Raw genomic sequence first — 22,903 nt, forward strand, 5'->3', positions numbered from 1 at the left:
CATTGCTCTGGCTTCTGGGTTCTGAGTTCGCTGGCTTCGCGGCGCTCTATGAACCGGCCATGTTGAAAACGGAATTCGGTCCGCGCGGCGCGACCCGGGCGGGTTCGACCGCCGGCGCCTCGTTGCGGCGATCGCGCAGCACGGCAGGCGCGCCTTCGCGCGAGCGTTGCTGATCGACCAGATCCTTAAGCGACACCGAATCCAGGTACTCGACCATTTTCTGGTTCAAGGTAGACCACAGTTCGTGCGTCATGCAGTGGCCGTCGTGCTGCTTGGTGCCTTCGCAGGTGCCTTTGCCGCCGCATTGGGTGGCGTCGAGCGGCTCGTCGACAGCGATGATGATGTCTGCGACGGTCACGTCTTCAGCGCGGCGGGCCAGATTGTAGCCACCGCCCGGCCCGCGTACGGACTCGACGATCTCATGGCGACGCAGCTTGCCGAACAACTGCTCGAGGTAGGACAGGGAAATGTGTTGGCGCTGGCTGATACCCGCAAGCGTCACCGGGCCCTGCTCCTGGCGCAGTGCCAGGTCAATCATCGCCGTGACGGCGAAACGGCCTTTCGTGGTGAGTCTCATGATGTTGGGGATCGCAATTCTCGACAAGTTTGCTCAAGTATAAATACATGAGCAAATTAGTCAAGTATCCCTATCGCGATTTGGGTCATTTGCTTAATTAATCGGCAGGCCTGGAAGCCCGTCGGACGGGCCTTGCAGGCTGCCGCTCTGTACCATTAAGGCACCAGTTGCGGGTGCAACGCGGCGATCAGTCCCCGGCAAGCCGCCTCGCACTGGTCGAGCACCTGCTCAAAACCAGCGGCGCCGCCGAAATAGGGATCGGTCACTTCCCGCTCGCCCACCCAACGGCCGTCGTTCTCCGGCACGAACTCCATCAGCAGCCGGATCTTGTCGCGCTGGGCCGGCGGGCAGATCCGGCGCAACGCGGCGACATTGGCGTCGTCCATCGCGATCAGCAGATCGAAGCGCTCGAAGTCCATCGCATCGATCTGCCGGCAGCGCAGCCCGGACAGGTCGTAGCCGCGCTGCCCGGCGGCACGCTGCGCGCGCTCGTCAGGCGCGGCGCCGATATGCCAGTCGCCGGTGCCGGCCGAATCGACCGTAATGCGCTCATCCAGCTTCGCCTCGCCTACCTGATGCCGCATCACCCCTTCTGCAGTCGGGGAACGGCAGATGTTCCCTAGACAGACAAAACAGATGGAGATGGTTTTCATCAGAAGCTCTGGATGCTGGGCATCCGCACAGGGTTAGCCAGCGGTGCCGGGATTATACAAAGATAGGGAAAATCTCGCCGGGCACGCGCCCCGCCTTCAGGACGCTTCGGCCGGTTGCAGCGAGGCAACCGCACGCATGGGCTTGCCCGGCAACACGCGATCGTCGCCAACCAGGCCATACGAAACGGTTCGCGCCAGTTCCGCCGTGAGCTGATCCGCGCCAAGCGGAGCCTGGGTGGCGCGCGACGACGCGGCCTCGCCACTGACATACAGATAGGCGGCCGCTGCGAGCGGCACAAACACGGCCAACGGCCAATACATCGATATTGTCTTTTTCATGATGTCGTTCTCTTCCGATTGAGGCACGCGGAGCTTGTGACCCACTATGCCCAGTCGAAATGGTATAGAACGAATCAATCGGGAAAAACCCACCCCAGCGAGATACAGCGTTGCTTGGGAGAGAACAGTGTCTCGAAAAGACCCATCGCACGCTCAACCTATATGACTGCGCTGCGCCGCGTACAACTCGCGGAACGTGCGCCCGACCGGCGCCGGCATGTCGCGCGTATTGGTCCAGCCGGCCGCGAGCGGCAGCCGGGCAATCGCGCGATGGCGCCCACCCATTCGCTCGAGGATGCGCACCGCCAGCCTGGTGAAGAGCGCGTAGGCATCCGGGTGTAGCGCAAGGAAGCCCCACATCGCCAGGCCCGCCCGTTCGCGCCATGGCCGCAAGCGCCGCTCGACCTGCTTCTCGCGCAGCTTGCGCAGCAGGTCCGACAAGGGAATGCCGACCGGACAGACGCTATTGCATTCGCCGCACAGCGTGGCGGCCTGCGGCAAATCGAGCGCGTTGTCGATCCCGACATAGCTCGGCGTCAGCACCGAGCCCATCGGCCCCGGATAGACCCAGCCATAGGTATGGCCGCCGACCTTCTGATACACCGGGCAGTGGTTCATGCAGGCGCCGCAGCGGATACAGCGCAGCATCTCCTGGAAGTCGCCGCCGATCAGCCCGGTACGCCCGCCATCGACCAGCACCACATACATATGCTCAGGGCCGTCCTGATCGCCGGATCCGCGCGGACCGGTCAGCACCGAGAAATAGTTCGAGGTCGTCTGGCCGGTCGCCGATCGCGGCAACAGGCGCATCGCGGTCGCGAGGTCTTCGAGCGTCGGCAGCACCTTCTCGATGCCCGTCACCGCCACGTGCACCCGCGGCATCACCGTGCACATGCCCTCGTTGCCCTCGTTGGTCACGAGCGCAACCGATCCGGTCTGGGCCACCACGAAGTTGCCGCCCGTCACGCCCATGTCGGCCGTCATGAAATGCGGGCGCAGCACCTCGCGCGCCTCGCGGGTCATCTCCGTAATCTCGGTGAGGCGCGGACGGTGGTGCGTCTTCGCAAACAGGTCGGCGATCTCGTCCTTGTCCTTGTGGACGACCGGCGCGATGATGTGGCTCGGCGGCTCGTTGTCGTTGATCTGCAGGATGTATTCGCCGAGATCGGTTTCGATCGACTGCACGCCCATCTGCCCGAGCACTTCGTTCAGGCGCATTTCCTCGGTGACCATCGACTTGGTCTTGATCACCTTCTTCACGTCATGCCGGCGCGCGATATCCGCGACAAGCCGGGCCGCTTCCTGAGTGGTCTCCGCGTACAGCACCGTCACGCCGCGCCGCGTCGCCTCGCGCTCGAAGGTCTCGAGCCAGACATCGAGGTTCTCCAGCGCGCGATTGCGACGCTCCTTGAGCGCGGCGCGGGTCGCGGCGAAATCGATCGCCGTGATCGCGGCTGCGCGGGCCGAGACAAACTTGGTCGACAGCTTGGTGAGGTTCTGCTGCAGACGCTGGTCGGCGAGCTTCTGGCCCGCGCGCGCCTTGAACTGCATCGTTTGAACTTGCATGGCGGCCTTTGGGATTCGCTTGGCGGTTCAATGAATGACGGTACGACGCGGCATGGTGTGCGGCAGACAGCGCCGCTTGCTGCAATCGCTTCTACGACGGGTGACGCACCACCTTATGCGTCGCCGGCCAGCACCTGCGCGATATGCAGCACGCGCGTCGTGGTGTCGCCCTTGCGGCGCAAGCGGCCTTCAATATTGAGCATGCAGCCGAGGTCGCCAAGCACTACCGTACCCGCTCCGCTCGCGCCGATGTTCGCGCATTTTTCATCGACGATCGCCGTCGAGATATCGCCGTACTTGACCGCGAACGTACCGCCAAAACCGCAGCAGTGTTCGCAATCCTTCATCTCGGTGACCGTCACGCCGGCCTGCGCCAGCAACGCGCGCGGCTGCGTCTTGACGCCCAGTTCGCGCAACCCCGAACACGAGTCGTGGTACGTCACCGGTCCGGCGAACTCGCCCGGCGGCAACTGCACCTTGGCGACGTTGACGAGAAAATCGGTCAGCTCGTACACCTTCGGACGCAGGCGCCCGAAGCGCGTCATCATTTCCGGGTCGCTGCCGAACAGGTCGCCGTAATGCACGCGGATCATGCCGCCGCACGAACCCGACGGCACCACGATGTAGTCGAACTGCTCGAATTCGCGCAGGGTCTTCTCGGCCAGATCGCGCGCAAGTCTGCGCTCGCCGGAGTTGTAGGCGGGCTGTCCACAGCAGGTTTGCGCGGGGGGCACGATCACCTCGAAGCCGGCGCCCTCGATCAGCTTGATCACCGAAAAACCGATTTCGGGACGCATCAGGTCAATCAGGCAGGTGACGAATAATCCGACTCGCATGGGCGCTCCTCCGGGAAAACGTCCCTGATTATCCGCTGTTTGCCGAACAATACCAACGCTAAAGCCACGCAGACCGCATGGCGCCAGGACACTGCAAGCGGATTCGAAGCTAGCCTCCAACAGCGTTCGCTTTTTTCACAATACGATATACAATCAATTCTCCGCTGTTTGACGCGTCAACCGATTTCTCCCCATGAGCGATACGAACCCGGATCCCAAGACTTCGATCCAGGTGATCGAGCGCATGATGCGCCTGCTCGACGCCCTTGCTGCGCATAGCGACCCGGTCAGCCTGAAGGAGCTCTCTCTACGCACTGAGCTGCACCCCTCCACCGCACACCGTATCCTGAACGACATGGTGACGTGCCGTCTCGTCGACCGGTCGGATCCTGGCACCTATCGCCTCGGCATGCGTCTGCTGGAACTGGGGAATCTGGTCAAGGCACGCTTGTCGGTACGCGACGCCGCGCTGATGCCGATGCGCGAACTGCATCGGCTCACCGGGCAAACGGTGAATCTGTCGGTGCGCCAGGGCGATGAGATCGTCTATATCGAACGCGCCTACTCCGAGCGCTCCGGCATGCAGGTGGTGCGAGCCATCGGCGGGCGGGCGCCGCTGCATCTCACTTCGGTCGGCAAGCTGTTCCTCGCGGCGGACGAATCGACCCGCGTGCGCGCCTACGCGACCCGCACAGGCCTCTCCGGGCATACCCAGAACAGCATTACCGATCTCGCCAAGCTCGAACGCGAGCTGTCGCATGTGCGCCAGCAATCCTGCGCGCGCGATAACGAAGAACTGGAACTCGGCGTACGCTGCATCGCGGCGGGCATCTATGACGATACCGGCAAGCTGGTCGCCGGCCTGTCGTTGTCGGCGCCGGCTGACCGGTTGCAGGATTCGTGGCTGGGGCAGTTGAGCAAGACGGCGCTGGTGATTTCGGCGTCGCTCGGCTATCAGCCCGAGACGCCGCCCGCCAATGCGCATCATCAGCATGCCTGAGTGGGTAGGCACCTGAGCGCTCAGGCGCTGGTGCGCCTGGCCATCCAGGCTGAGACCAGGACTGAGGCACACATCGGGCACTCAGCCCAAGGCCGCCCCAAGCCCCGGTTCGCGACACGCCTCAAAGCAAAAGCCCCGCAATCGCGGGGCTTTTGCTTTGCGCGGTCTCGACAACATCAAGACCGCGGCCTTGCCAGCATCCTGGCGTATCAGGTACCCGGACCGCCAGCGTCGGCGCTAGTGATGTGCTGCTCACCACCGTTGTCGAGCCACGTGCGCAAACGCGTTGCGTCGGCGAAGCGCGAGTACTTGCCCGACGAATCGAGCAGCACCACGATCATCGGACGGCCATGAATGGTGGTCTGCATCACCATGCACTCACCCGCCTCGTTGATGAAGCCGGTTTTTTGCAGGCCGATATCCCACGTCGGGTTGCGCACCAGCGCGTTCGTGCTGTTATAGGCGATCGAGCGCTTGCCGGTGTACACCTCGTAGCTACGATCCGTCGAGAACTCGCGGATCATCGGATACTGATAAGCCGCGTTGACCATCTTCACCAGATCGCGCGCGCTCGACACGTTCTCGCTCGTCAGGCCCGAGGGACTTTCGAAATGCGTGTCGGTCATGCCGAGTTGCTTCGCCTTGGCGTTCATCGCCGCGATGAACGCCGGGCGGCCACCCGGGAAGTAACGCGACAGCGCTGCGGCCGCGCGGTTTTCCGAGGCCATCAGCGCGATGTGCAGCATATCTTCACGCGAGAGCACCGAGCCGACTGCGAGGCGCGAACCGGTGTTCTTGATGTAGTCGCGGTCTTCGTCCGTGACTTCAATCTGCTCGGTCAGCGGCGCCTTCGAGTCCAGCACCACCATCGAGGTCATCAGCTTGGTGATCGATGCGATCGGCACCACGGCGCGCGAGTTCTTGTCGAACAGCGCCTCGCCGGTGTTCTGGTCGACCACGTAGGCGACGCTCGAACGCAAGGCCAGCGCGTCCGGCGTGTCGTGCAGGCCGAAGGCCTGGCCGACTGTAGGCTGACGCGGTTGGTATGCGACCTGGCGCACGACCGTATGGCGGCGACCGTTCATCGTGTACGAAACGCGGCGCTTACGGGTTTCGGCGCGCGGCGCATCATCCGTCGCGGCCGCAGTCTTCGCGGCTTTGGACGACTTCGCAGCAACGGCGGAACCCGGCTTCTTGGCCGATTTCGCGGTTTTGACGGTCTTCTTACTGGTTTTGGCGGGCGCGGTGGCCGTAGCCGCCGCGGCGAAAGCGTCGACAGGCGCAGCAAACGCGGCTGCGATGACCACCGAGGCGGCCACCGACACAGCGGTGCTGAGGGCCACGCCGTGGATCACTTTTAGCGACGAAAACATGTCGGTTTTCATTGGTGTTCTGTCAGGGGCGGCGAGGATTTTACGCAAGTGTAGTAAAACCACGAAAAATTAGCAATATTAAGCACTTATCGACGCTCCTTAAACCGGCTTGTCAGATCCGATTGTAGAAAGCCTATAAGCTTCGCGAACTCGATCGAAAAAAACGATCCAGTCCGCGGACGTTCGTTGGGGCCGTGATGCGCCGGATTCCGGCTATTCCATCAGCATAACGGCAATTTAGAGACAACCTTGATCAGGGGAAATACGGTCGTTCTGGAAGCGCCGCGAAACGCCGCTGGCCATTGCCCAGCGGGCGCTCCTCCAGACCAACGATCGATGCGCCGACAGCAGGTAGTTAAGCACCCACTGCGGATTGAACCATCGCGCATTCGACCGATATGCTGGATTAACGTTCCGTGACAGATTCCGGTTTACATCGAATGTTGTTTTGCCGCATCTTGCTTCGAAATTTTTCTTCCGGATCGTCCTGCGCCCGCCTCCCAGGATCACGTCAATCGCTCGGTTCGAGCAGCAAGAACTACCGCTCAAACACGCACCAGCACTGTGCAGCGGTCATTCCGACCTCTGTCGTGCATATGTCATACGCGCTTCATAACGTATTGTTTTACTGAGAAATTATCGAGATTGTGCGACGCACAAAAAGTGCTTGACATCCGCCGCGACCATCCTAAAATAGGTGTCATTGCTGCGATGCACAATACATCGCAGCCTGGTGTCTGATCCCGGGTAGTACCCCGTTTTTGTCGTAACTGTTTTTGCCAGTTTTGCCATTAACCCAACACGGTCCGCACCAGACGGATCGTCCATCCAGGAGCGTAAACATGTCTCTGCTGACCCCTGAGCAAATCGCCGCAGCACAGAAAGCCAACCTCGAAACCCTGTTCGGCCTGACGACCAAAGCATTTGAAGGCGTCGAAAAGCTGGTTGAGCTGAACCTGCAAGTCGTGAAGTCGACGCTCGCGGAAAGCCAGGAAAATGCACAACGGGCGCTGTCGGTGAAGGATGCGCAAGAATTTTTCGCGCTGCAGGCTGGCCTCACGCAGCCGATCTCGGAAAAGGCGCTGTCGTATGGCCGTCACGTGTATGAAATCGTGTCCGCCACGCAAGCCGAATTCGCCCGCGTTGCAGAAGCCCAGTACGAAGAGCAAAACCGTAAGGTGCAGTCGCTGGTCGAGAACGTCGCCAAGAATGCCCCGGCCGGTTCGGAAACCGCTGTCGCCGTGCTGAAGTCGGCTATCACTGCCGCCAACACCACGTACGAAACGGTTCACAAGGCAACCAAGCAAGCGGTGGAAATCGCTGAAAGCAACTTCAACGCAGCCGCCACGGCAGCGTCGAAGGCCGCTTCGCAAGCTGCAGCTCAAGCTTCGCGCTCGGCCAAGAAGGCTGTTTAAGTTTCAGTTTGATAACGGTTGCAACGCAGGCTTGAACTGAGGTCTCGCAGGTCTCGACGGGAGGCATCAAATCGGGGCTCAACGGAAGTTTCGGATATGGCGGAAACAGCGCCTGGAACAACAGTTGAGATGTCCTGCGCAACCACATGCGCCGGTGGGTTCGCCCCGCTGGCGCATGTCACAGCAACAGCGGCAGCAGCAACGCCGTGCAGTCTCGCGCGTGCTACACGCGCACTGCGCGGCCCAACGCTCCGATACGTTAAACAGCGTATCGTTTGCCCGGCGACGGCCGGGATTTTTTTGCCCGGATGCAAGCGTCCCAATATCCAGGCAGAGGAACGGAGCACGTGATCTGAGCCTGAGAAACAAGCGTGGTGAGTGCCCGGCCCCGCTAAAAAGAAAACGGCGCGCCCTTTGCGGGGCGCGCCGTTTTACTTTGCGGCTGATCGGGGCTTTGCTCTAGCTACGCGCAAGCCCCCACCGCCCTACTTCTTTTTCTGCGGCGGCAGATCGGTACAAACGCCTTCGTACAACTCGGCGGCCATGCCGATCGATTCACCCAGCGTCGGGTGCGGATGGATGGTCTTGCCGATATCGGTAGCGTCCGCGCCCATTTCGACGGCGAGACAGACTTCGCTGATCAGGTCGCCGGCGTTCAGACCGACGATACCGCCGCCGATCACGCGATGCGTTTCTTCGTCGAAGATCAGCTTGGTGAAACCCTCATCGCGACCGTTGGCGATGGCGCGACCCGAAGCAGCCCACGGGAACACGGCCTTGCCGTACTTGATGCCTTCGGCCTTGCACTGGTCTTCCGTCTTGCCGGCCCAAGCCACTTCCGGATCGGTGTAGGCCACCGACGGAATCTGCAGCGCGTCGAAGTATGCTTTCTCGCCGTGCGCAACTTCAGCCGCGACGTGGGCTTCATGCACGGCCTTGTGCGCGAGCATCGGCTGACCGACGATATCGCCGATCGCGAAGATGTGCGGCACATTGGTGCGCATCTGCTTGTCGACCTCGATGAAACCGCGATCGGTCACGGCAACGCCCGCCTTGTCGGCACCGATCTTCTTGCCGTTCGGGCTACGGCCCACGGCGACGAGCACGAGATCGTAGCGCTGCGGCTCAGCCGGAGCCTTCTCGCCTTCGAACGATACGTAGATGCCGTCGTCTTTGGCCTCAGCAGCGGTGGTCTTGGTCTTCAGCATGACGTTAGCGAAACGCTTGCTGTTGTATTTCTCCCAGACCTTGACGAGATCGCGATCGGCGCCGGCCATCAGGCCGTCGAGCATTTCGACGACATCGATCTGCGCACCGAGCGTCGAGTACACCGTGGCCATTTCCAGACCGATGATGCCGCCACCGATCACGAGCATGCGCTGGGGAATCTGACGCAACTCGAGGGCGCCGGTCGAATCGACCACGCGCGGATCTTCCGGGATAAACGGCAGCTTGACCGCTTCCGAGCCGGCCGCAATGATGGCCTGCTTGAACTTGACGACCTTCTTACCGCCGTCCGTGACGACTTCCATGTGATACGGATCGACGAACGAGCCGGTACCGGTGACGACTTCGACCTTACGCGCCTTGGCCATGCCGGCGAGACCGCCGGTAAGCTTCTTGACGACGCTGGACTTGAAGTCACGCAGCTTGTCGAGATCGATCTGCGGCTTGCCGAACGTGATGCCGTGATGCGAGAGCGCGTCGGCCTCATCGATCACGAGCGCCGTGTGCAGCAACGCCTTGGACGGAATACAGCCCACATTCAGGCAGACGCCGCCGAGGGTCGAATAACGTTCGACGAGCACGGTCTTCATACCGAGATCGGCAGAGCGGAACGCAGCCGAGTATCCGCCCGGGCCCGAGCCGAGCACGAGCGTATCGCACTCGATATCGGCCTGGCCGGAGAAGCTACCCGCTTGCGGCGCCGCGGCGGGTTGCCTGGGAGCAGCGGCTTGAGCCGCTTGTGGTTTAGCTTCCGCTGGTGCGGGAGCCTTCTCAGGTTCTTTGGCCGCCTTAGCCGGCGCAGCAGCGGCCGACGCTTCGACGATGGCGATGATGGTGCCTTCGGACACCTTATCACCGGGCTTGACGCGGACTTCCTTGACGGTGCCGGCGGTATCGCTGGGCACCTCGATGGAAGCCTTATCCGACTCGAGCGTCAGGAGAGCTTGTTCGTTCTCGATGACATCGCCCGGCTTGATATTGACTTCGATGACGTCGACATCCTTGAAATCACCGATGTCCGGCACCTTCACTTCGACGAGACTCATAGTGTCCCCTTCTCTTATTAACCATGATGATGAGCGGCGCAACAGAACCAAAAAGTGGCCTAAAAGCAGCGCAAAAGCTGGCAGCGTGGCGGACAGAAACATCCTTTGCCGTCCGCCCAAGGACGCGCCTTTCTTTTGCCTACTTTTCTTTGGAAGACGACCCGAAGGTAGTCCCTATGGGACAAAGAAAAGTAGGTGCCGCCCCGCACAGGGGCAACGCTAATAAACCGACATGAAAACAAGTTCAACGAGAGACGTGGATCACAACCAACCCACGTCTCATCAGCGCCAGCGTCAACGTCCGATTAAAGAATCACACGCCGAAAATCGGCAAGAATCGCACCCAGATACGCATTGAAGCGCGCAGCTTCAGCCCCATCGATGACGCGATGGTCATAGGAGAGCGAAAGCGGCATGGTAAGACGAGGCACGAACTGCTTACCATCCCAAACCGGCTTCATAGCGCTACGCGACAGCCCCAGAATAGCGACCTCAGGCGCATTGATGATCGGCGTGAAGTGCGTACCACCAATCCCACCCAGCGACGAAATCGAGAAGCACCCACCTTGCATCTGATCCGGCTTGAGCTTGCCCTCGCGAGCGGCCTTGGACAGATCAGCCATCTCTTTAGCGATATCAACCAGCCCCTTCTTATCCGCATCGCGAATAACAGGCACAACCAGACCATTCGGCGTATCAGCAGCAAACCCAACGTGGTAGTACTGCTTGAACACGAGGTTGTCGCCATCGAGGCTGGCATTGAACGTCGGGAACTTCTTCAAGGCCGAGACAACCGCCTTGATCACAAACGCCAGCATCGTGAACTTCACGCCAGCCTTTTCGTGTTCCTTGTTCAGTTGCACGCGTAGCGCTTCGAGCTCGGTGATATCCGCTTCGTCGTTGTTCGTGACGTGCGGAATCATGACCCAGTTGCGATGCAGGTTCGCGCCCGAAATCTTCTTGATACGCGAGAGCGGCTTCGGATCGACCGGACCGAACTTGGTGAAATCGATCTTCGGCCACGGCAGCAGGTTCAGCTCGCCACCGCCGGCAGCAGCAGGCGCGGCCACCGGAGCCGCACGCTGGCCCGTCATCACACCCTTGATGAACGCGGTCACGTCAGCCTGGGTAATGCGGTTCTTCGGACCCGTACCCTGCACACGCGAGACATCCACGCCCAGTTCGCGCGCGAACTTGCGCACCGACGGCGAAGCATGGCTTGCCTTGCGCTCACCGCCTTCACCGGCAGGAATCAGCGGCGCCTGAGCCAGCGCGGACGGCTGTGCCGGAGCCGGGCTCGGCACGGCCGGCGCATCGGACGGTTTTTCTGCAACCGGCTTGGCCGCAGGTGCGGGCGCCGCAGCAGCTGCGCCGCCTTCCGCTTCGATCACAACGATCACGGAGCCTTCCGACACCGTATCGCCAATCTTGACCTTCAATTCCTTGACGACGCCGGCGGCCGTGCTCGGCACGTCCATGGTCGCCTTGTCGGATTCGAGCGTGACCAGCGACTGTTCCTTCTCGACGCGATCGCCGACCTTCACCGCGATCTCGATCACGGGAATGTCCTTGTAGTCGCCGATATCCGGAACCTTCACTTCCTGCACGCCGCCACCGCCTGCAGCGGGCGCGGGTGCAGGCGCCGGCGCAGCAGCAGGCGCCGGTGCAGGAGCGGCAGCAGGAGCCGCCGCAGCGCCATTCGGCTTAGCCGCAGCCGCACCGCCCTCAGCGCCTTCCAGCACGACGATCAGCGAGCCTTCCGACACGTTGTCGCCCACCTTGACCTTCACTTCCTTGACGGTCCCGGCAGCCGAGCTCGGCACGTCCATCGTCGCCTTGTCCGATTCCAGCGTGACGAGCGACTGCTCTTTCTCGACGGTATCACCCGCCTTCACCAGCACCTCGATCACAGGGATGTCCTTGTAATCGCCGATGTCCGGCACCTTCACTTCGATCGCTTGACTCATTGTGGGTGTCTCCTGGGCCGCGCACGCCACCTGCCCCTGGTCATCAGGAGCAGGCGCGCACGCCGTGGCACACGGGGAATGATGCCTTAGACGGTCATCGGGTTGGGTTTGGCGGGATCAAGGTTGTACTTCTTGAGCGCCTCGGCGACGACCTTGCGTTCGATCGTGCCTTCATCTGCCAGTGCATTCAACGCGGCAACCGTGACCCAGTAGCGGTCCACTTCGAAGAAGTGACGCAGCTTTTCACGCGTGTCCGAACGGCCGTAGCCGTCCGTGCCCAGCACGACGAACTTCTGCGGCACGAACGCGCGGATCTGCTCGGTCAGCGCGCGCACGTAGTCGGTCGATGCGATGACCGGGCCTTGTGCGTCCTTGAGCAGCTTCTCGACGTGCGAGAGCTTCTTCTCTTCGGTCGGATGCAGCAGGTTCCAGCGCTGCACTTCGTGGCCTTCGCGGGCCAGTTCCGTGAAGCTCGGCACGCTCCAGAGGTCGGCAGCGACGCCCCAGTCGTTCTTCAGCAGGTCGGCAGCAGCGATCACTTCATTGAAGATCGTGCCCGCACCCATCAGTTGAACGCGCGGCGCCTTCGCGTCGGCATCGGCCTTCTTGAACGCGTACATGCCCTTGATGATGTCGGCGGCCACCGAATCACCCTGCGGAATCGCCGGGTGCTCGTAGTTCTCGTTCATCACCGTGATGTAGTAGTACACGTCTTCCTGATCCGCCACCATGCGGCGCAGACCGTCCTGCATGATGACGGCGAGTTCGTAACCGAACGTCGGGTCATAGCTGATGCAGTTCGGCACCGAAGCCGCCCACAGCAGCGAGTGGCCGTCTTCGTGCTGCAGGCCTTCGCCGTTGAGCGTCGTACGTCCAGCCGTGCCGCCCAGCAGGAAGCCGCGCGAACGCATGTCGCCCGCGGCCCAGGCCAGATCGCCGATGCGCTGGAAGCCGAACATCGAATAGAAGATGTAGAACGGGATCATGATCTCGCCGTGCGTCGAGTACGACGTGGCGGCAGCGATCCAGTCCGACATACCGCCGGCTTCGTTAATGCCTTCCTGCAGGATCTGACCGGTTTCCGACTCACGGTAGAACATGAGCTGGTCGGAGTCTTCCGGCACATACTTCTGGCCTTCCTGATTCCAGATACCGATCTGGCGGAACAGACCCTCCATACCGAAGGTGCGCGATTCATCCGGCACGATCGGCACGACGCGCTTGCCGAGCGCCTTGTCCTTCAGCAGGATGTTGAGAATCCGCACGAACGCCATCGTCGTGGAGATCTCGCGGCCTTCGCCCGTGCCCTTCAACAACGGTTCGAACACGTCCAGACCCGGCACCGGCAGCGACTCGGCCTTCTGACGGCGCGCCGGCAGATAGCCACCGAGGTCCTGACGGCGGGCACGCATGTACTCGAGTTCCTTCGAACCTTCTTCGAACTTGAGGTACGGCACGTTGACGAGGTCTTCGTCGGAGATCGGCAGGCGGAACTGGTCGCGGAATTTCTTCAGCTGATCGACGTGCAGCTTCTTCTGCTGGTGGGTGATGTTCATCGCCTGACCAGCTTCGCCCATGCCATAGCCCTTGATCGTCTTCGCGAGGATGACGGTCGGCTGGCCCTGCGAGTTCGATGCTTCCGTGAACGCCGCGTAAATCTTGTGCGGATCGTGGCCGCCGCGATTCAGGTTCCACACGTCTTCGTCAGACCAGTCGGCGACCAGCGCCTTCAGTTCCGGCGTGTTGAAGAAGTGCTCGCGCACGAACGCGCCGGATTCCGACTTGTACGTCTGATATTCGCCGTCCACGACTTCCATCATCCGGCGCATCAGCGCGCCCGACTTGTCGCGCTGGAACAGCGCATCCCAGCGGCTGCCCCAGATCACCTTGATGACGTTCCAGCCGGCGCCGCGGAATTCGCTTTCGAGTTCCTGGATGATCTTGCCGTTACCGCGCACCGGACCATCGAGGCGCTGCAGGTTGCAGTTGATCACGAACACCAGGTTGTCGAGACGTTCGCGGCCGGCCATGCCGATTGCGCCGAGCGATTCCGGCTCATCCGTTTCGCCGTCGCCAAGGAAGGCCCAGACCTTGCGGCCTTCGGTCTTGGTAATGCCGCGCGCCTGCATGTACTTCATGAAGCGGGCTTGATAGATCGCCATGATCGGGCCGAGGCCCATCGAGACGGTCGGGAATTGCCAGAAGTCCGGCATCAGCCACGGGTGCGGATACGACGAGATGCCCTCGCCGCCCACTTCCTGACGGAAGTTGTCGAGCTGGTTTTCGGTCAGACGGCCGAGCAGGAACGCGCGCGAGTAGACACCCGGCGACGAGTGGCCCTGCACGAACACGAGGTCGCCGCCGTGCTTGTCCGAAGCTGCGTGCCAGAAGTGGTTGTAGCCGACGTCATACAGCGTGGCCGCCGACGCGAACGAGGCGATGTGGCCGCCGACGTTGGTGTCCTTGCCCGCGCGCAGCACCATGGCGATGGCGTTCCAGCGCGTGTACGAACGAATGCGGTGTTCGATGTCCTGGTCGCCGGGAATCGGCGCCTGACGCGACACGGGAATCGTATTGATGTACGGGGTGTTGGCGGAGAACGGCAGGTGTTCGCCGTGTACGCGAGCAAATTCGATTTGCTTTTCGATCAGATAGTGGGCGCGATCGGGGCCCACAGCAGAAATCACGCCATCCAGCGCTTCCAGCCATTCGCCGGTTTCCTGGGGATCGTCGTCTTTCTCGGCGGCGACATATTTCATGACTTCGTCGGGTACAGCGGACATGCTCGTCTCCTGGGGATAAGGAACGCTCTTTGAACAGACGACGCGGACGAGGCCCGGCCGCGGCAGCTTCGGGCCGATTGTAATAAGGCGCTCGCGGTCTGCGCAACAAAATTTTCGAATTACGAGATCGTTTCTCATAATGCGGAAAATTGTTGCGGCGCACCCTGGTTTCGCTGCGAATCAACGGATACGTCGGCTAGTTTGCTCCGATTACCGGTCCTTTCAGCGCTTTTTTGCGCCATTTGCTAGTCACACGCTGCGCTACAATGCCAGCCATGTTGACCGAACGGCTTTTCGCACGCTCGGCGCGGCCCGCCGGAACGCCCGCGGATTCGTCGCCGTCCCGCTGGCACCATGGACCATGGTGGTCGAATTCCTATTTGCTGACGCCGCTCCTGTCGATCCTGGTGTTCCTGGTCGTCATGAGCCTGATTCTGTGGAGCCTGAACCGGCGCGAGCAGCAGCAACAGGAAGACACGCTCTACCGTAACGTCGCGTGGGCCCAGCAACAGATTCGCCTGTCCATGACGGGCGCGCAGGAACAGATCCAGGCGCTGGCGCGCGACCTCGCCGCCGGCCACGCCGATCCGCATTCGTTCCAGGTGTCTACCACGGACATCATGCAGGGGCATCCCGAAATCCTCTACATGAACTGGTACACGAGCCAGCAGCAGCCGCGCTGGCCCAATACCGCGCTGCCGGTGGCCGGCCAGCGCCTCGCCAAGCCCAGCGACGAACAGATGGACGAAGCCGTCAAGGCCGCGTTCAACGACGCGCGCACCTCGCGCCGCCAGGTGTACTCCCCGCTCATCTATGACGACCTCGGCAACGGCTATTTGACGCTGCAGACGCCGGTGTACCGCGACCGCGAGTTCCTCGGCTCGATCGCCGCGGTGTTCTCGATCGAAGGGGTGCTCAAGCACGACATCCCGCCCGAGCTGTCGGCGAAGTACAAGATCTCGATCATCGACCTGAACAACCGCGAGCTCGCCACCACTTCGACACGCCCGCGCCTGCCGCGCGACATGTTCTACGACCTGCCGCTCGACCCGCCGGGCCAGGGCATCTCGGTGCGCGTCTATGCGTTCCCGCAGATGACCAACTTCACCAACAACACGCTGGTGTGGCTGGTCGCGGGTTTGTCCTGCTTCGTGTTGTGGAGCTTGTGGAGTCTGTGGAAGCACACCCGGCAGCGCTTCGAAGCGCAGCAGGCGCTGTACGCTGAGGCGTTCTTCCGCCGCGCGATGGAAAACTCCGTGCTGATCGGCATGCGCGTGCTCGACATGCACGGGCGCATCACTCACGTGAATCCGGCCTTCTGCCGCATGACCGGCTGGGACGAAAGCGACCTCGTCGGCAAGCAGGCGCCGTTCCCCTACTGGCCGCGTGACGCCTACCCCGAAATGCAGCGCCAGCTCGACATGACGCTGCGCGGCAAGGCGCCTTCGTCGGGCTTCGAGCTGCGGGTGCGCCGCAAAGACGGGTCGCTGTTCCACGCGCGGCTTTATGTGTCGCCGCTGATCGACAGCTCGGGCCGCCAGACCGGCTGGATGTCGTCGATGACCGACATTACCGAACCGAAGCGGGCCCGCGAAGAACTCGCCGCTGCCCACGAGCGCTTCACCACCGTGCTCGAAAGCCTCGATGCAGCCGTTTCCGTGCTGGCTGCCGACGAAGCCGAGCTTCTGTTTGCCAACCGCTATTACCGCCATCTATTCGGCATTCGCCCCGACGGCCATCTCGAACTGGCCGGTGGCGGCTTCGACAGCGCCCAAGCTTCGTCCGACTCGATCGACATGGTCGATGCCTACGCCGGCCTGCCCGCCGCCGCGCTCACCGAAAGCACGGCCGACGCTCAGGAAGTCTATGTACAGGGCATCCAGAAATGGTTCGAAGTGCGCCGCCAGTACATTCAGTGGGTGGACGGCCATCTGGCGCAGATGCAGATCGCAACGGACATCACCACCCGCAAGCAGGCACAGGAACTCGCCCGCCAGCAGGACGAGAAGCTGCAGTTCACCAGCCGCCTGATGACGATGGGCGAAATGGCCTCCTCGCTCGCTCACGAACTGAATCAGCCGCTCGCCGCAATCAATAACTATTGCTCAGGAACCGTAGCACTGGTTAAATCTGGGCGGACAACGCCTGACAATCTGCTGCCCGTGCTCGAAAAAACCGCGCAGCAGGCGGTGCGGGCAGGCATGATCATCAAGCGGATCCGCGAATTCGTGAAACGCAGCGAGCCGAAGCGCCAGGCCACCCGTGTCGCCGATATCGTGGCGGACGCGGTCGGGCTTGCCGAGATCGAGGCACGCAAGCGCCGCATTCGCATCGTCACGGATCTGCGTTCGCGGCTGCCGGTGATCTACGTGGACCCGGTGCTGATCGAGCAGGTGCTAGTGAACCTGCTGAAGAACGCAGCCGAAGCGATGCATGACGCACGGCCTGACGCGGTCGATCCGGTGATCCGCGTGGTCGTGCGGCTCGACAGCGGCTTCGTGTGCATTAGTGTGGTCGACCAGGGCCCGGGTGTCGACGAGGCCACGGCCGAGCGTCTGTTTGAACCGTTTTACAGCACCAAGTCCGACGGTATGGGCATGGGGCTGAACATCTGCCGTTCGATTATCGAATCGCATCGCGGTCGTCTGTGGGTGGTCAACAACGTCGAGTCCGACGGTCACATCACAGGCGCCACGTTCCATTGCAGTCTGCCTATTGGAGAGCCCGACGGCCCGAGCAACGGCGGGTCAGAGGCGCCGACACCACAAACCGTTACGGGAGAGCTATGAACAGCCCAGTCACCACACAGGAAACAGTCTTTGTCGTCGATGACGACGAGGCCGTGCGAGATTCGCTGCGCTGGCTGCTGGAGGCGAACGGCTACCGCGTGCAGTGCTTCTCCAGCGCCGAGCAGTTCATCGACGCCTGGCAGCCGCACACGCACCCGGGCCAGATCGCGTGTCTGATCCTCGACGTGCGGATGTCCGGCATGAGCGGTCTCGAGTTGCAGGAACGCCTGATCGCCGACAACGCATCGCTGCCGATCATCTTCGTGACGGGCCACGGCGATGTGCCGATGGCGGTGTCGACGATGAAAAAAGGCGCGATGGACTTCATCGAAAAACCGTTCGACGAAGCCGAGTTGCGCAAGCTGGTCGAGCGCATGCTCGACAAGGCGCGCAGCGAAAGCACCAGCGTCCAGCAGCAACGTGCCGCGGCCGAGCGTCTGGGCAAGCTGACCGCGCGCGAGCATCAGGTGCTCGAGCGCATCATCGCCGGCCGCCTGAACAAGCAGATCGCCGACGACCTCGGCATCAGCATCAAGACGGTCGAGGCGCACCGCGCCAACATCATGGAAAAGCTGAACGTCAACACTGTCGCGGATCTGCTGCGACTGGCGCTGTCGAACAAGCCGCAACAGGCGCAGTAACTGGCGCAATAAGAGGCGCAACAAGCGCCTTCGCAAACGCACGACTACGGCATGCGGTACGCGGCTCAACTCGTTGCTGCGTACCATTCAGCAAGATTTGCGCACCAGGGCTCGCCGTTGCAGCGCCCACCCACGAGCCCCGCAAGCTTGCTCGCCTGACTGCCGTGCCGGCATCGATATCCCGCGTCCCGCCGGCACGCACCTCCTCCCGACCGAAAGACCTTCAGGCCGCAACGGTATAATGCTGTCCTTCGTTGCAGCGTCAATTGCGCGCCGCACACTCAGGCGCGCCGCACGCCCCGCATTCCGAACACCCTATCTCGACCGACCATGACAGCCAAACTGATCGACGGCAACGCCCTCTCCAAGACCTTGCGCGCCGACGTCGCGACCCGCGCCGCCGCCCTCGCCGCCCGTGGCCACCAGCCCGGCCTCGCCGTCGTGCTGGTGGGCGACAACCCGGCCAGCGAAGTCTATGTGCGCAACAAGATCAAGGCCTGCGAGGACAACGGCCTGCATTCTTCGTATGACCGCTACCCGGCTACGCTATCGGAAGCCGACCTGCTCGCGCGCATCGACGCCCTGAACAACGACCCGAAGATTCACGGCATCCTCGTGCAATTGCCGCTGCCCAAGCATATCGACAGCCACAAGGTGATCGAAGCCATCGCGCCGGAAAAGGACGTGGACGGCTTCCACGTCGCCAACGCCGGCGCACTGATGACCGGCAAGCCGCTGTTCCGCCCCTGCACGCCGTACGGCGTGATGAAGATGTTCGAGGCCTACGGCATCGACCTGAAGGGCGCGAATGCGGTGGTGATCGGCCGCTCGAACATCGTCGGCAAGCCGATGGCCCTGCTGCTGCTCGAAGCGGGCGCAACTGTCACGATCTGCCATAGCAAGACCCGCGATCTGGCCGCGCACACGCGCAACGCCGACGTGGTGGTCGCCGCCACCGGCCTGCGCAATATCCTGACGGCTGAGATGGTGAAGCCGGGCGCGGCGGTGATCGATGTCGGCATGAATCGCGACGAGGCCGGCAAGCTGTGCGGCGACGTCGATTTCGCGGGCGTGAAGGAAGTGGCGGGCTTTATCACGCCGGTGCCGGGCGGCGTCGGTCCGATGACCATCACCATGCTGCTGGTCAACACGATCGAAGCGGCCGAACGCGCGGCCGGCAACGCCTAAGGGGCCATCGCCACCCCAACCGGGCGCGGGGTGCGGGCGAGCCGCCGCCTAGACCATACCAGCACCGGCCGCTCCACAAAGCGCCACGACAACGCCGCGCACAGCAGGATGAAAGGTGCGGCGATCAGCGCCGCAGTCTGATGGCTCAGATGCGGCGCGATACTCGCCACGCATTGCTGCATCATGAAGCCGTACAGATAGATGCCGTAGGAGTAATCGTTACGCGGCGCGAAGCGGCGCAGCAAGGGCGTCGTGCCGATCCACAGCACGACGTACACGAAGGCGAGATAGAAGAGCGGCTGAGCACCGGCCGTATCGCGGAACACCAGAAACACCATCACCATACCGAGCGCCGCGAGTCCATGAATCGCGATGCGCTCGCGCCAGCCATACAGCAGCATGCCGAGAAAAAAGAACGGCTCCGGCCAGAACGAATAGCCGCCCGGCTTTTCGGCAAAGTCGCGCCAGCCGATTTGCAGATGCGGCGACAGGTGTAGGCGCAGCGCAAAGGCCGCGACAGCGAGCGCGACAGCCAGCAGCACACCCCGACGGCTCGACAGCAGGCCCGCCATCCCTGTCAGCAGCACAATCAGATAGCAGCGCACTTCGATTGGCAGCGTCCATAGCGGCGCGCACACATCGCTCACGAAGCGGTTGTGTTCGAACACGCCGGGCAGGACCCAGCCGGACTTGAGCACGATGGTCGAAAAGTTGTCGAGGTTGGCCCACGTCATGCCGGAGGCGAAATACTCGCGCAGCGGCAGCGTCGTAAAGAGCGGCCCGATCACGAAGATCGTCACCAGCGAGCCGCCGGCCACCGCCGGCCAGATCCGCGCAATGCGCAGGGCGACGAAGCGCGGCGCCGAGCGCTGACGGTCGAAACTGGCGGTCACCAGCATGCCGCTCATCAGGAAGAACGCATAGACGCCGAATGCGCCGAAACCGTCGAAGCCGAGTGCGTTCTGGACCCAGTCAGTGCTGCCATCGGGCAGCTGCACCAGGTAGGAGTGCCCGTAGACCACGGCGATCGCCGCCAGCAGCCGCACCAGGTCGAAGTTATTGCCGTTGCGCGATAACGCGTGCGATAGCGGATTCATCGAAAGCACTCCCCGATCTGTCTGCATGCAACTTGTTGCGGTCGACGACAAAGCACGACGATGCCGCATAGCAGCAAACCTGACCGTTCGCTTTCGCACAATGAGGGCGGAATACGCACAAGACGAACTTCTGATAATTTGTGCCGTAGCCCAATTGGAATCGCAGCCCTCTGCCCCAATAATGTCGATATCGGGCGCCGCCACAAGCCGCGTCCGCCTATTAACGCCTATTCACCCGCGTCAGACAGGAAGCCTTATGTCCACTACACAACCGGCACACGACAACCCGCTCCTCGATTTCTCCGATCTGCCGCGCTTTGGCGACATCCGCCCCGAACACGTCACCCCCGCGCTCGACGTCCTGCTCGCCAATGCGACGGCCGCCGTGGCGCGCGCCGCCGAGCCGGCGACGCCTGCCTCCTGGGCCGACGTCGTCGAACCGGTCGAACGTGTCACCGAACCGCTGTCGCGCGCCTGGGGCGTGATCGGTCACCTGAACGCGGTGGCTGACACCCCGGAACTGCGCGCCGTCTACGGCGAAAATCTGCCGCGCGTGACCGAATTCTGGACGAGCGTCGGGCAAAACCTCGCGCTCTTCGAAAAGTACAAGACGCTCACCGCCAGCAGCGATTTCGCCTCGCTGACCGGTGAGCGCAAGAAGATCCTGCACAACGCACTGCGCGATTTCCGACTGTCGGGCGCGGAACTGCCGGAAGACCAGAAGCCGCACTTCGCCGAATTGCAGGAACGTCAGGCCAATCTGTCGAAGGCGTTTTCCGATCACGTGCTGGACGCCACCAACGCCTACGCCTATCTCGTCGAAGACAAGGCACAACTGGCGGGCCTGCCGGAAGACGTGATCGAAGCCGCGGAAGAAGCGGCCGAGCGCGACGGCAAGAGCGGCTGGAAATTCACGCTGCATTTCCCGTCGTACTTCCCGGTCATGCAATACGCGGAAAACCGGGCCATGCGCGAAACGATGTACCGCGCGTATGTCACGCGCGCCTCGGAACTGGGCGGCACCTATGGCGGCGGCAAGGCCGAGTGGGACAACACCGCCAACGTCGCCGAGCAACTGAAGCTGCGCGCCGAAGAAGCGCACATGCTCGGTTATCGGAACTTCGCTGAAGTGTCGCTCGCACCGAAGATGGCCGAATCGCCCGCGCAGGTGATGAGCTTCCTCGAAGACCTCGCCACCCGCGCCCGTCCGCATGCGGAACAGGATTGGAAGGAACTGCGCGAATTCGCCGCGAGCGAACTCGGCATGACCGAACTGCAGCCGTGGGACATGACCTTCGCGGCCGAACGCCTGCGCCAGAAGCGCTATTCGTTCTCGGAAAACGAGGTCAAGCAATACTTCCCGGAAGACACCGTCTTCAAGGGGCTGTTCAAGGTCACGGAAACGCTGTTCGGCGTGAAGATCCGCCGCGACGAAGCGGCCGTATGGCATCCGGACGTGCGCTTTTTTCGCATCGAGAATCAGGACGGCGCGCTGGTCGCGCAGTTCTACGTCGACCTGTATGCGCGCGAAGGCAAGCGCGGCGGTGCGTGGATGGACGATGCGCGGGCCCGTCACAAGCATGCGCACGGCGGCGTGCAAACCCCGGTTGCGTACCTGACCTGCAACTTCTCCGCGCCGGTCGGCGGCAAGCCGGCCTGCTTCACGCACGACGAAGTGATCACGCTGTTCCATGAGTTCGGCCATGGGCTGCATCACATGCTCACGCGGGTCGATGAACTGGCCGTGTCGGGCATCAACGGCGTCGAATGGGATGCGGTCGAACTGCCGTCTCAGTTCATGGAGAACTTCTGCTGGGAGTGGGATGTGCTGAGCGACATGACTTCGCATGTCGAGACCGCCAAGCCGCTGCCGCGCGACCTGTTCGACAAGATGCTGGCCGCCAAGAACTTCCAGAGCGGCCTGGGCACGCTGCGGCAGATCGTGTTCTCGATGTTCGACATGAAGCTGCATACGGACTTCGACGCAGCCGGTGCACAGAGCGCGAACGATCTGGCTCGCGAGATCAACGAGCGCTTCCATGTGGTGCCGCAAGCGGCCTTCTCGCGCTGGCCGAATACGTTCAGCCATATCTTCGCGGGCGGTTATGCGGCGGGCTACTACAGCTATAAATGGGCGGAAGTGCTGTCGGCCGACGCCTATGCTGCCTTCGAAGAAGCGGCCCAGGCCTCGAGCGGCAGCGTGCTCGACGCGGCGACCGGCACACGGTATCGCAGGGAGATTCTCGAGGTAGGCGGCAGCCGTCCTGCGATGGAATCGTTCAAGGCGTTCCGTGGCCGTGAGCCGAATATCGACGCGCTGCTGCGTCATAACGGCATGACGCCGGCGACGACGCATTAAGCCGTGCGCCTGCGGCGCGACTGGTAAAGAAACCGGTGCCCTGCTCA

General features: G+C 62.3%; 16 protein-coding genes. 6 read left to right on the forward strand and 10 right to left on the reverse strand.

Annotation, left to right across the window (positions count from 1 at the left end; all coding sequences use genetic code 11):
• Nucleotides 1-46: 46 nt before the first annotated feature.
• The 5 genes from iscR to BLQ92_RS16290 all read right to left on the reverse strand — a co-directional run bounded on the left by iscR (nt 47) and on the right by BLQ92_RS16290 (nt 3,971).
• A complete protein-coding gene (gene iscR / locus BLQ92_RS16270) occupies nt 47-577 on the reverse strand; it encodes a Fe-S cluster assembly transcriptional regulator IscR (RefSeq protein WP_090685559.1) in 531 nt (176 codons plus the stop codon).
• Nucleotides 578-732: 155 nt separating this feature from the next.
• The gene (locus tag BLQ92_RS16275; RefSeq protein WP_090685560.1) at nt 733-1,230 is read right to left on the reverse strand and encodes a low molecular weight protein-tyrosine-phosphatase; all 498 of its coding nucleotides are present in this window, start codon (nt 1,228-1,230) and stop codon (nt 733-735) included.
• Nucleotides 1,231-1,326: 96 nt separating this feature from the next.
• Nucleotides 1,327-1,569: a hypothetical protein gene (locus BLQ92_RS16280; RefSeq protein WP_090685666.1), complete on the reverse strand. Its 243-nt coding sequence runs from the start codon at nt 1,567-1,569 to the stop codon at nt 1,327-1,329.
• A gap of 153 nt (nt 1,570-1,722) precedes the next feature.
• A complete protein-coding gene (locus BLQ92_RS16285) occupies nt 1,723-3,135 on the reverse strand; it encodes a lactate utilization protein B (protein ID WP_090685561.1) in 1,413 nt (470 codons plus the stop codon).
• A 113-nt stretch (nt 3,136-3,248) separates the two neighbouring features.
• Nucleotides 3,249-3,971 carry a (Fe-S)-binding protein gene (locus BLQ92_RS16290; protein ID WP_090685562.1) on the reverse strand — a complete coding sequence of 241 codons (723 nt, stop codon included), beginning with the start codon at nt 3,969-3,971 and terminating at the stop codon, nt 3,249-3,251.
• Between the two features lie 193 nt (nt 3,972-4,164).
• On the opposite strand from BLQ92_RS16290, the gene BLQ92_RS16295 reads away from it, so the two are divergent.
• Nucleotides 4,165-4,971 carry an IclR family transcriptional regulator gene (locus BLQ92_RS16295; protein ID WP_090685563.1) on the forward strand — a complete coding sequence of 269 codons (807 nt, stop codon included), beginning with the start codon at nt 4,165-4,167 and terminating at the stop codon, nt 4,969-4,971.
• 209 nt (nt 4,972-5,180) lie between these two features.
• Here BLQ92_RS16295 and pbpG read toward each other — a convergent pair whose 3' ends face one another.
• Nucleotides 5,181-6,356 carry a D-alanyl-D-alanine endopeptidase gene (gene pbpG, locus BLQ92_RS16300; protein WP_090685564.1) on the reverse strand — a complete coding sequence of 392 codons (1,176 nt, stop codon included), beginning with the start codon at nt 6,354-6,356 and terminating at the stop codon, nt 5,181-5,183.
• An 830-nt stretch (nt 6,357-7,186) separates the two neighbouring features.
• On the opposite strand from pbpG, the gene BLQ92_RS16305 reads away from it, so the two are divergent.
• Entirely contained in the window at nt 7,187-7,759 is a 573-nt protein-coding gene (locus tag BLQ92_RS16305; protein ID WP_090685565.1) for a phasin family protein, read from the forward strand.
• 485 nt (nt 7,760-8,244) lie between these two features.
• Here BLQ92_RS16305 and lpdA read toward each other — a convergent pair whose 3' ends face one another.
• From lpdA to aceE, 3 genes are all read right to left on the reverse strand, one after another.
• Entirely contained in the window at nt 8,245-10,032 is a 1,788-nt protein-coding gene (lpdA, locus tag BLQ92_RS16310; RefSeq protein WP_090685566.1) for a dihydrolipoyl dehydrogenase, read from the reverse strand.
• A gap of 305 nt (nt 10,033-10,337) precedes the next feature.
• Nucleotides 10,338-11,999 carry a dihydrolipoyllysine-residue acetyltransferase gene (aceF, locus tag BLQ92_RS16315; RefSeq protein ID WP_090685567.1) on the reverse strand — a complete coding sequence of 554 codons (1,662 nt, stop codon included), beginning with the start codon at nt 11,997-11,999 and terminating at the stop codon, nt 10,338-10,340.
• Between the two features lie 86 nt (nt 12,000-12,085).
• Entirely contained in the window at nt 12,086-14,782 is a 2,697-nt protein-coding gene (gene aceE, locus BLQ92_RS16320; RefSeq protein ID WP_090685568.1) for a pyruvate dehydrogenase (acetyl-transferring), homodimeric type, read from the reverse strand.
• Between the two features lie 275 nt (nt 14,783-15,057).
• Between aceE and fixL the strand changes: the two genes are divergently transcribed.
• From fixL to folD, 3 genes are all read left to right on the forward strand, one after another.
• Nucleotides 15,058-17,571 (forward strand): oxygen sensor histidine kinase FixL, encoded by a 2,514-nt coding sequence (gene fixL / locus BLQ92_RS16325; RefSeq protein WP_090685569.1) that lies wholly within the window; start codon nt 15,058-15,060, stop codon nt 17,569-17,571.
• A complete protein-coding gene (fixJ, locus tag BLQ92_RS16330; protein WP_090685570.1) occupies nt 17,568-18,212 on the forward strand; it encodes an oxygen response regulator transcription factor FixJ in 645 nt (214 codons plus the stop codon). The genes fixL and fixJ overlap by 4 nt, the downstream gene beginning before the upstream one ends.
• Before the next feature lie 330 nt (nt 18,213-18,542).
• Entirely contained in the window at nt 18,543-19,400 is an 858-nt protein-coding gene (gene folD / locus BLQ92_RS16335; protein ID WP_090685571.1) for a bifunctional methylenetetrahydrofolate dehydrogenase/methenyltetrahydrofolate cyclohydrolase FolD, read from the forward strand.
• Here folD and BLQ92_RS16340 read toward each other — a convergent pair.
• Nucleotides 19,397-20,497, reverse strand: coding sequence for an acyltransferase family protein (locus BLQ92_RS16340; protein WP_090685572.1), 1,101 nt, complete (start codon nt 20,495-20,497; stop codon nt 19,397-19,399). The genes folD and BLQ92_RS16340 overlap by 4 nt on opposite strands.
• A gap of 256 nt (nt 20,498-20,753) precedes the next feature.
• Between BLQ92_RS16340 and BLQ92_RS16345 the strand changes: the two genes are divergently transcribed.
• Complete coding sequence (locus tag BLQ92_RS16345; protein WP_090685573.1) at nt 20,754-22,856, forward strand: M3 family metallopeptidase; 2,103 nt, start codon at nt 20,754-20,756, stop codon at nt 22,854-22,856.
• The last annotated feature ends 47 nt before the right edge of the window (nt 22,857-22,903 follow it).

Source organism: Paraburkholderia phenazinium (genome assembly GCF_900100735.1).
Classification (GTDB): domain Bacteria; phylum Pseudomonadota; class Gammaproteobacteria; order Burkholderiales; family Burkholderiaceae; genus Paraburkholderia; species Paraburkholderia phenazinia.

Coding starts and splice junctions, on each gene's coding strand:
- BLQ92_RS16275 (WP_090685560.1), bottom strand. CDS start 1,230: ATGAAAACCATCTCCATCTGTTTTGTCTGTCTAGGGAACATCTGCCGT.
- iscR (WP_090685559.1), bottom strand. CDS start 577: ATGAGACTCACCACGAAAGGCCGTTTCGCCGTCACGGCGATGATTGAC.
- BLQ92_RS16290 (WP_090685562.1), bottom strand. CDS start 3,971: ATGCGAGTCGGATTATTCGTCACCTGCCTGATTGACCTGATGCGTCCC.
- aceF (WP_090685567.1), bottom strand. CDS start 11,999: ATGAGTCAAGCGATCGAAGTGAAGGTGCCGGACATCGGCGATTACAAG.
- BLQ92_RS16280 (WP_090685666.1), bottom strand. CDS start 1,569: ATGAAAAAGACAATATCGATGTATTGGCCGTTGGCCGTGTTTGTGCCG.
- fixJ (WP_090685570.1), top strand. CDS start 17,568: ATGAACAGCCCAGTCACCACACAGGAAACAGTCTTTGTCGTCGATGAC.
- pbpG (WP_090685564.1), bottom strand. CDS start 6,356: ATGAAAACCGACATGTTTTCGTCGCTAAAAGTGATCCACGGCGTGGCC.
- BLQ92_RS16340 (WP_090685572.1), bottom strand. CDS start 20,497: ATGAATCCGCTATCGCACGCGTTATCGCGCAACGGCAATAACTTCGAC.
- BLQ92_RS16295 (WP_090685563.1), top strand. CDS start 4,165: ATGAGCGATACGAACCCGGATCCCAAGACTTCGATCCAGGTGATCGAG.
- aceE (WP_090685568.1), bottom strand. CDS start 14,782: ATGTCCGCTGTACCCGACGAAGTCATGAAATATGTCGCCGCCGAGAAA.
- lpdA (WP_090685566.1), bottom strand. CDS start 10,032: ATGAGTCTCGTCGAAGTGAAGGTGCCGGACATCGGTGATTTCAAGGAT.
- BLQ92_RS16285 (WP_090685561.1), bottom strand. CDS start 3,135: ATGCAAGTTCAAACGATGCAGTTCAAGGCGCGCGCGGGCCAGAAGCTC.
- folD (WP_090685571.1), top strand. CDS start 18,543: ATGACAGCCAAACTGATCGACGGCAACGCCCTCTCCAAGACCTTGCGC.
- BLQ92_RS16305 (WP_090685565.1), top strand. CDS start 7,187: ATGTCTCTGCTGACCCCTGAGCAAATCGCCGCAGCACAGAAAGCCAAC.
- BLQ92_RS16345 (WP_090685573.1), top strand. CDS start 20,754: ATGTCCACTACACAACCGGCACACGACAACCCGCTCCTCGATTTCTCC.
- fixL (WP_090685569.1), top strand. CDS start 15,058: ATGTTGACCGAACGGCTTTTCGCACGCTCGGCGCGGCCCGCCGGAACG.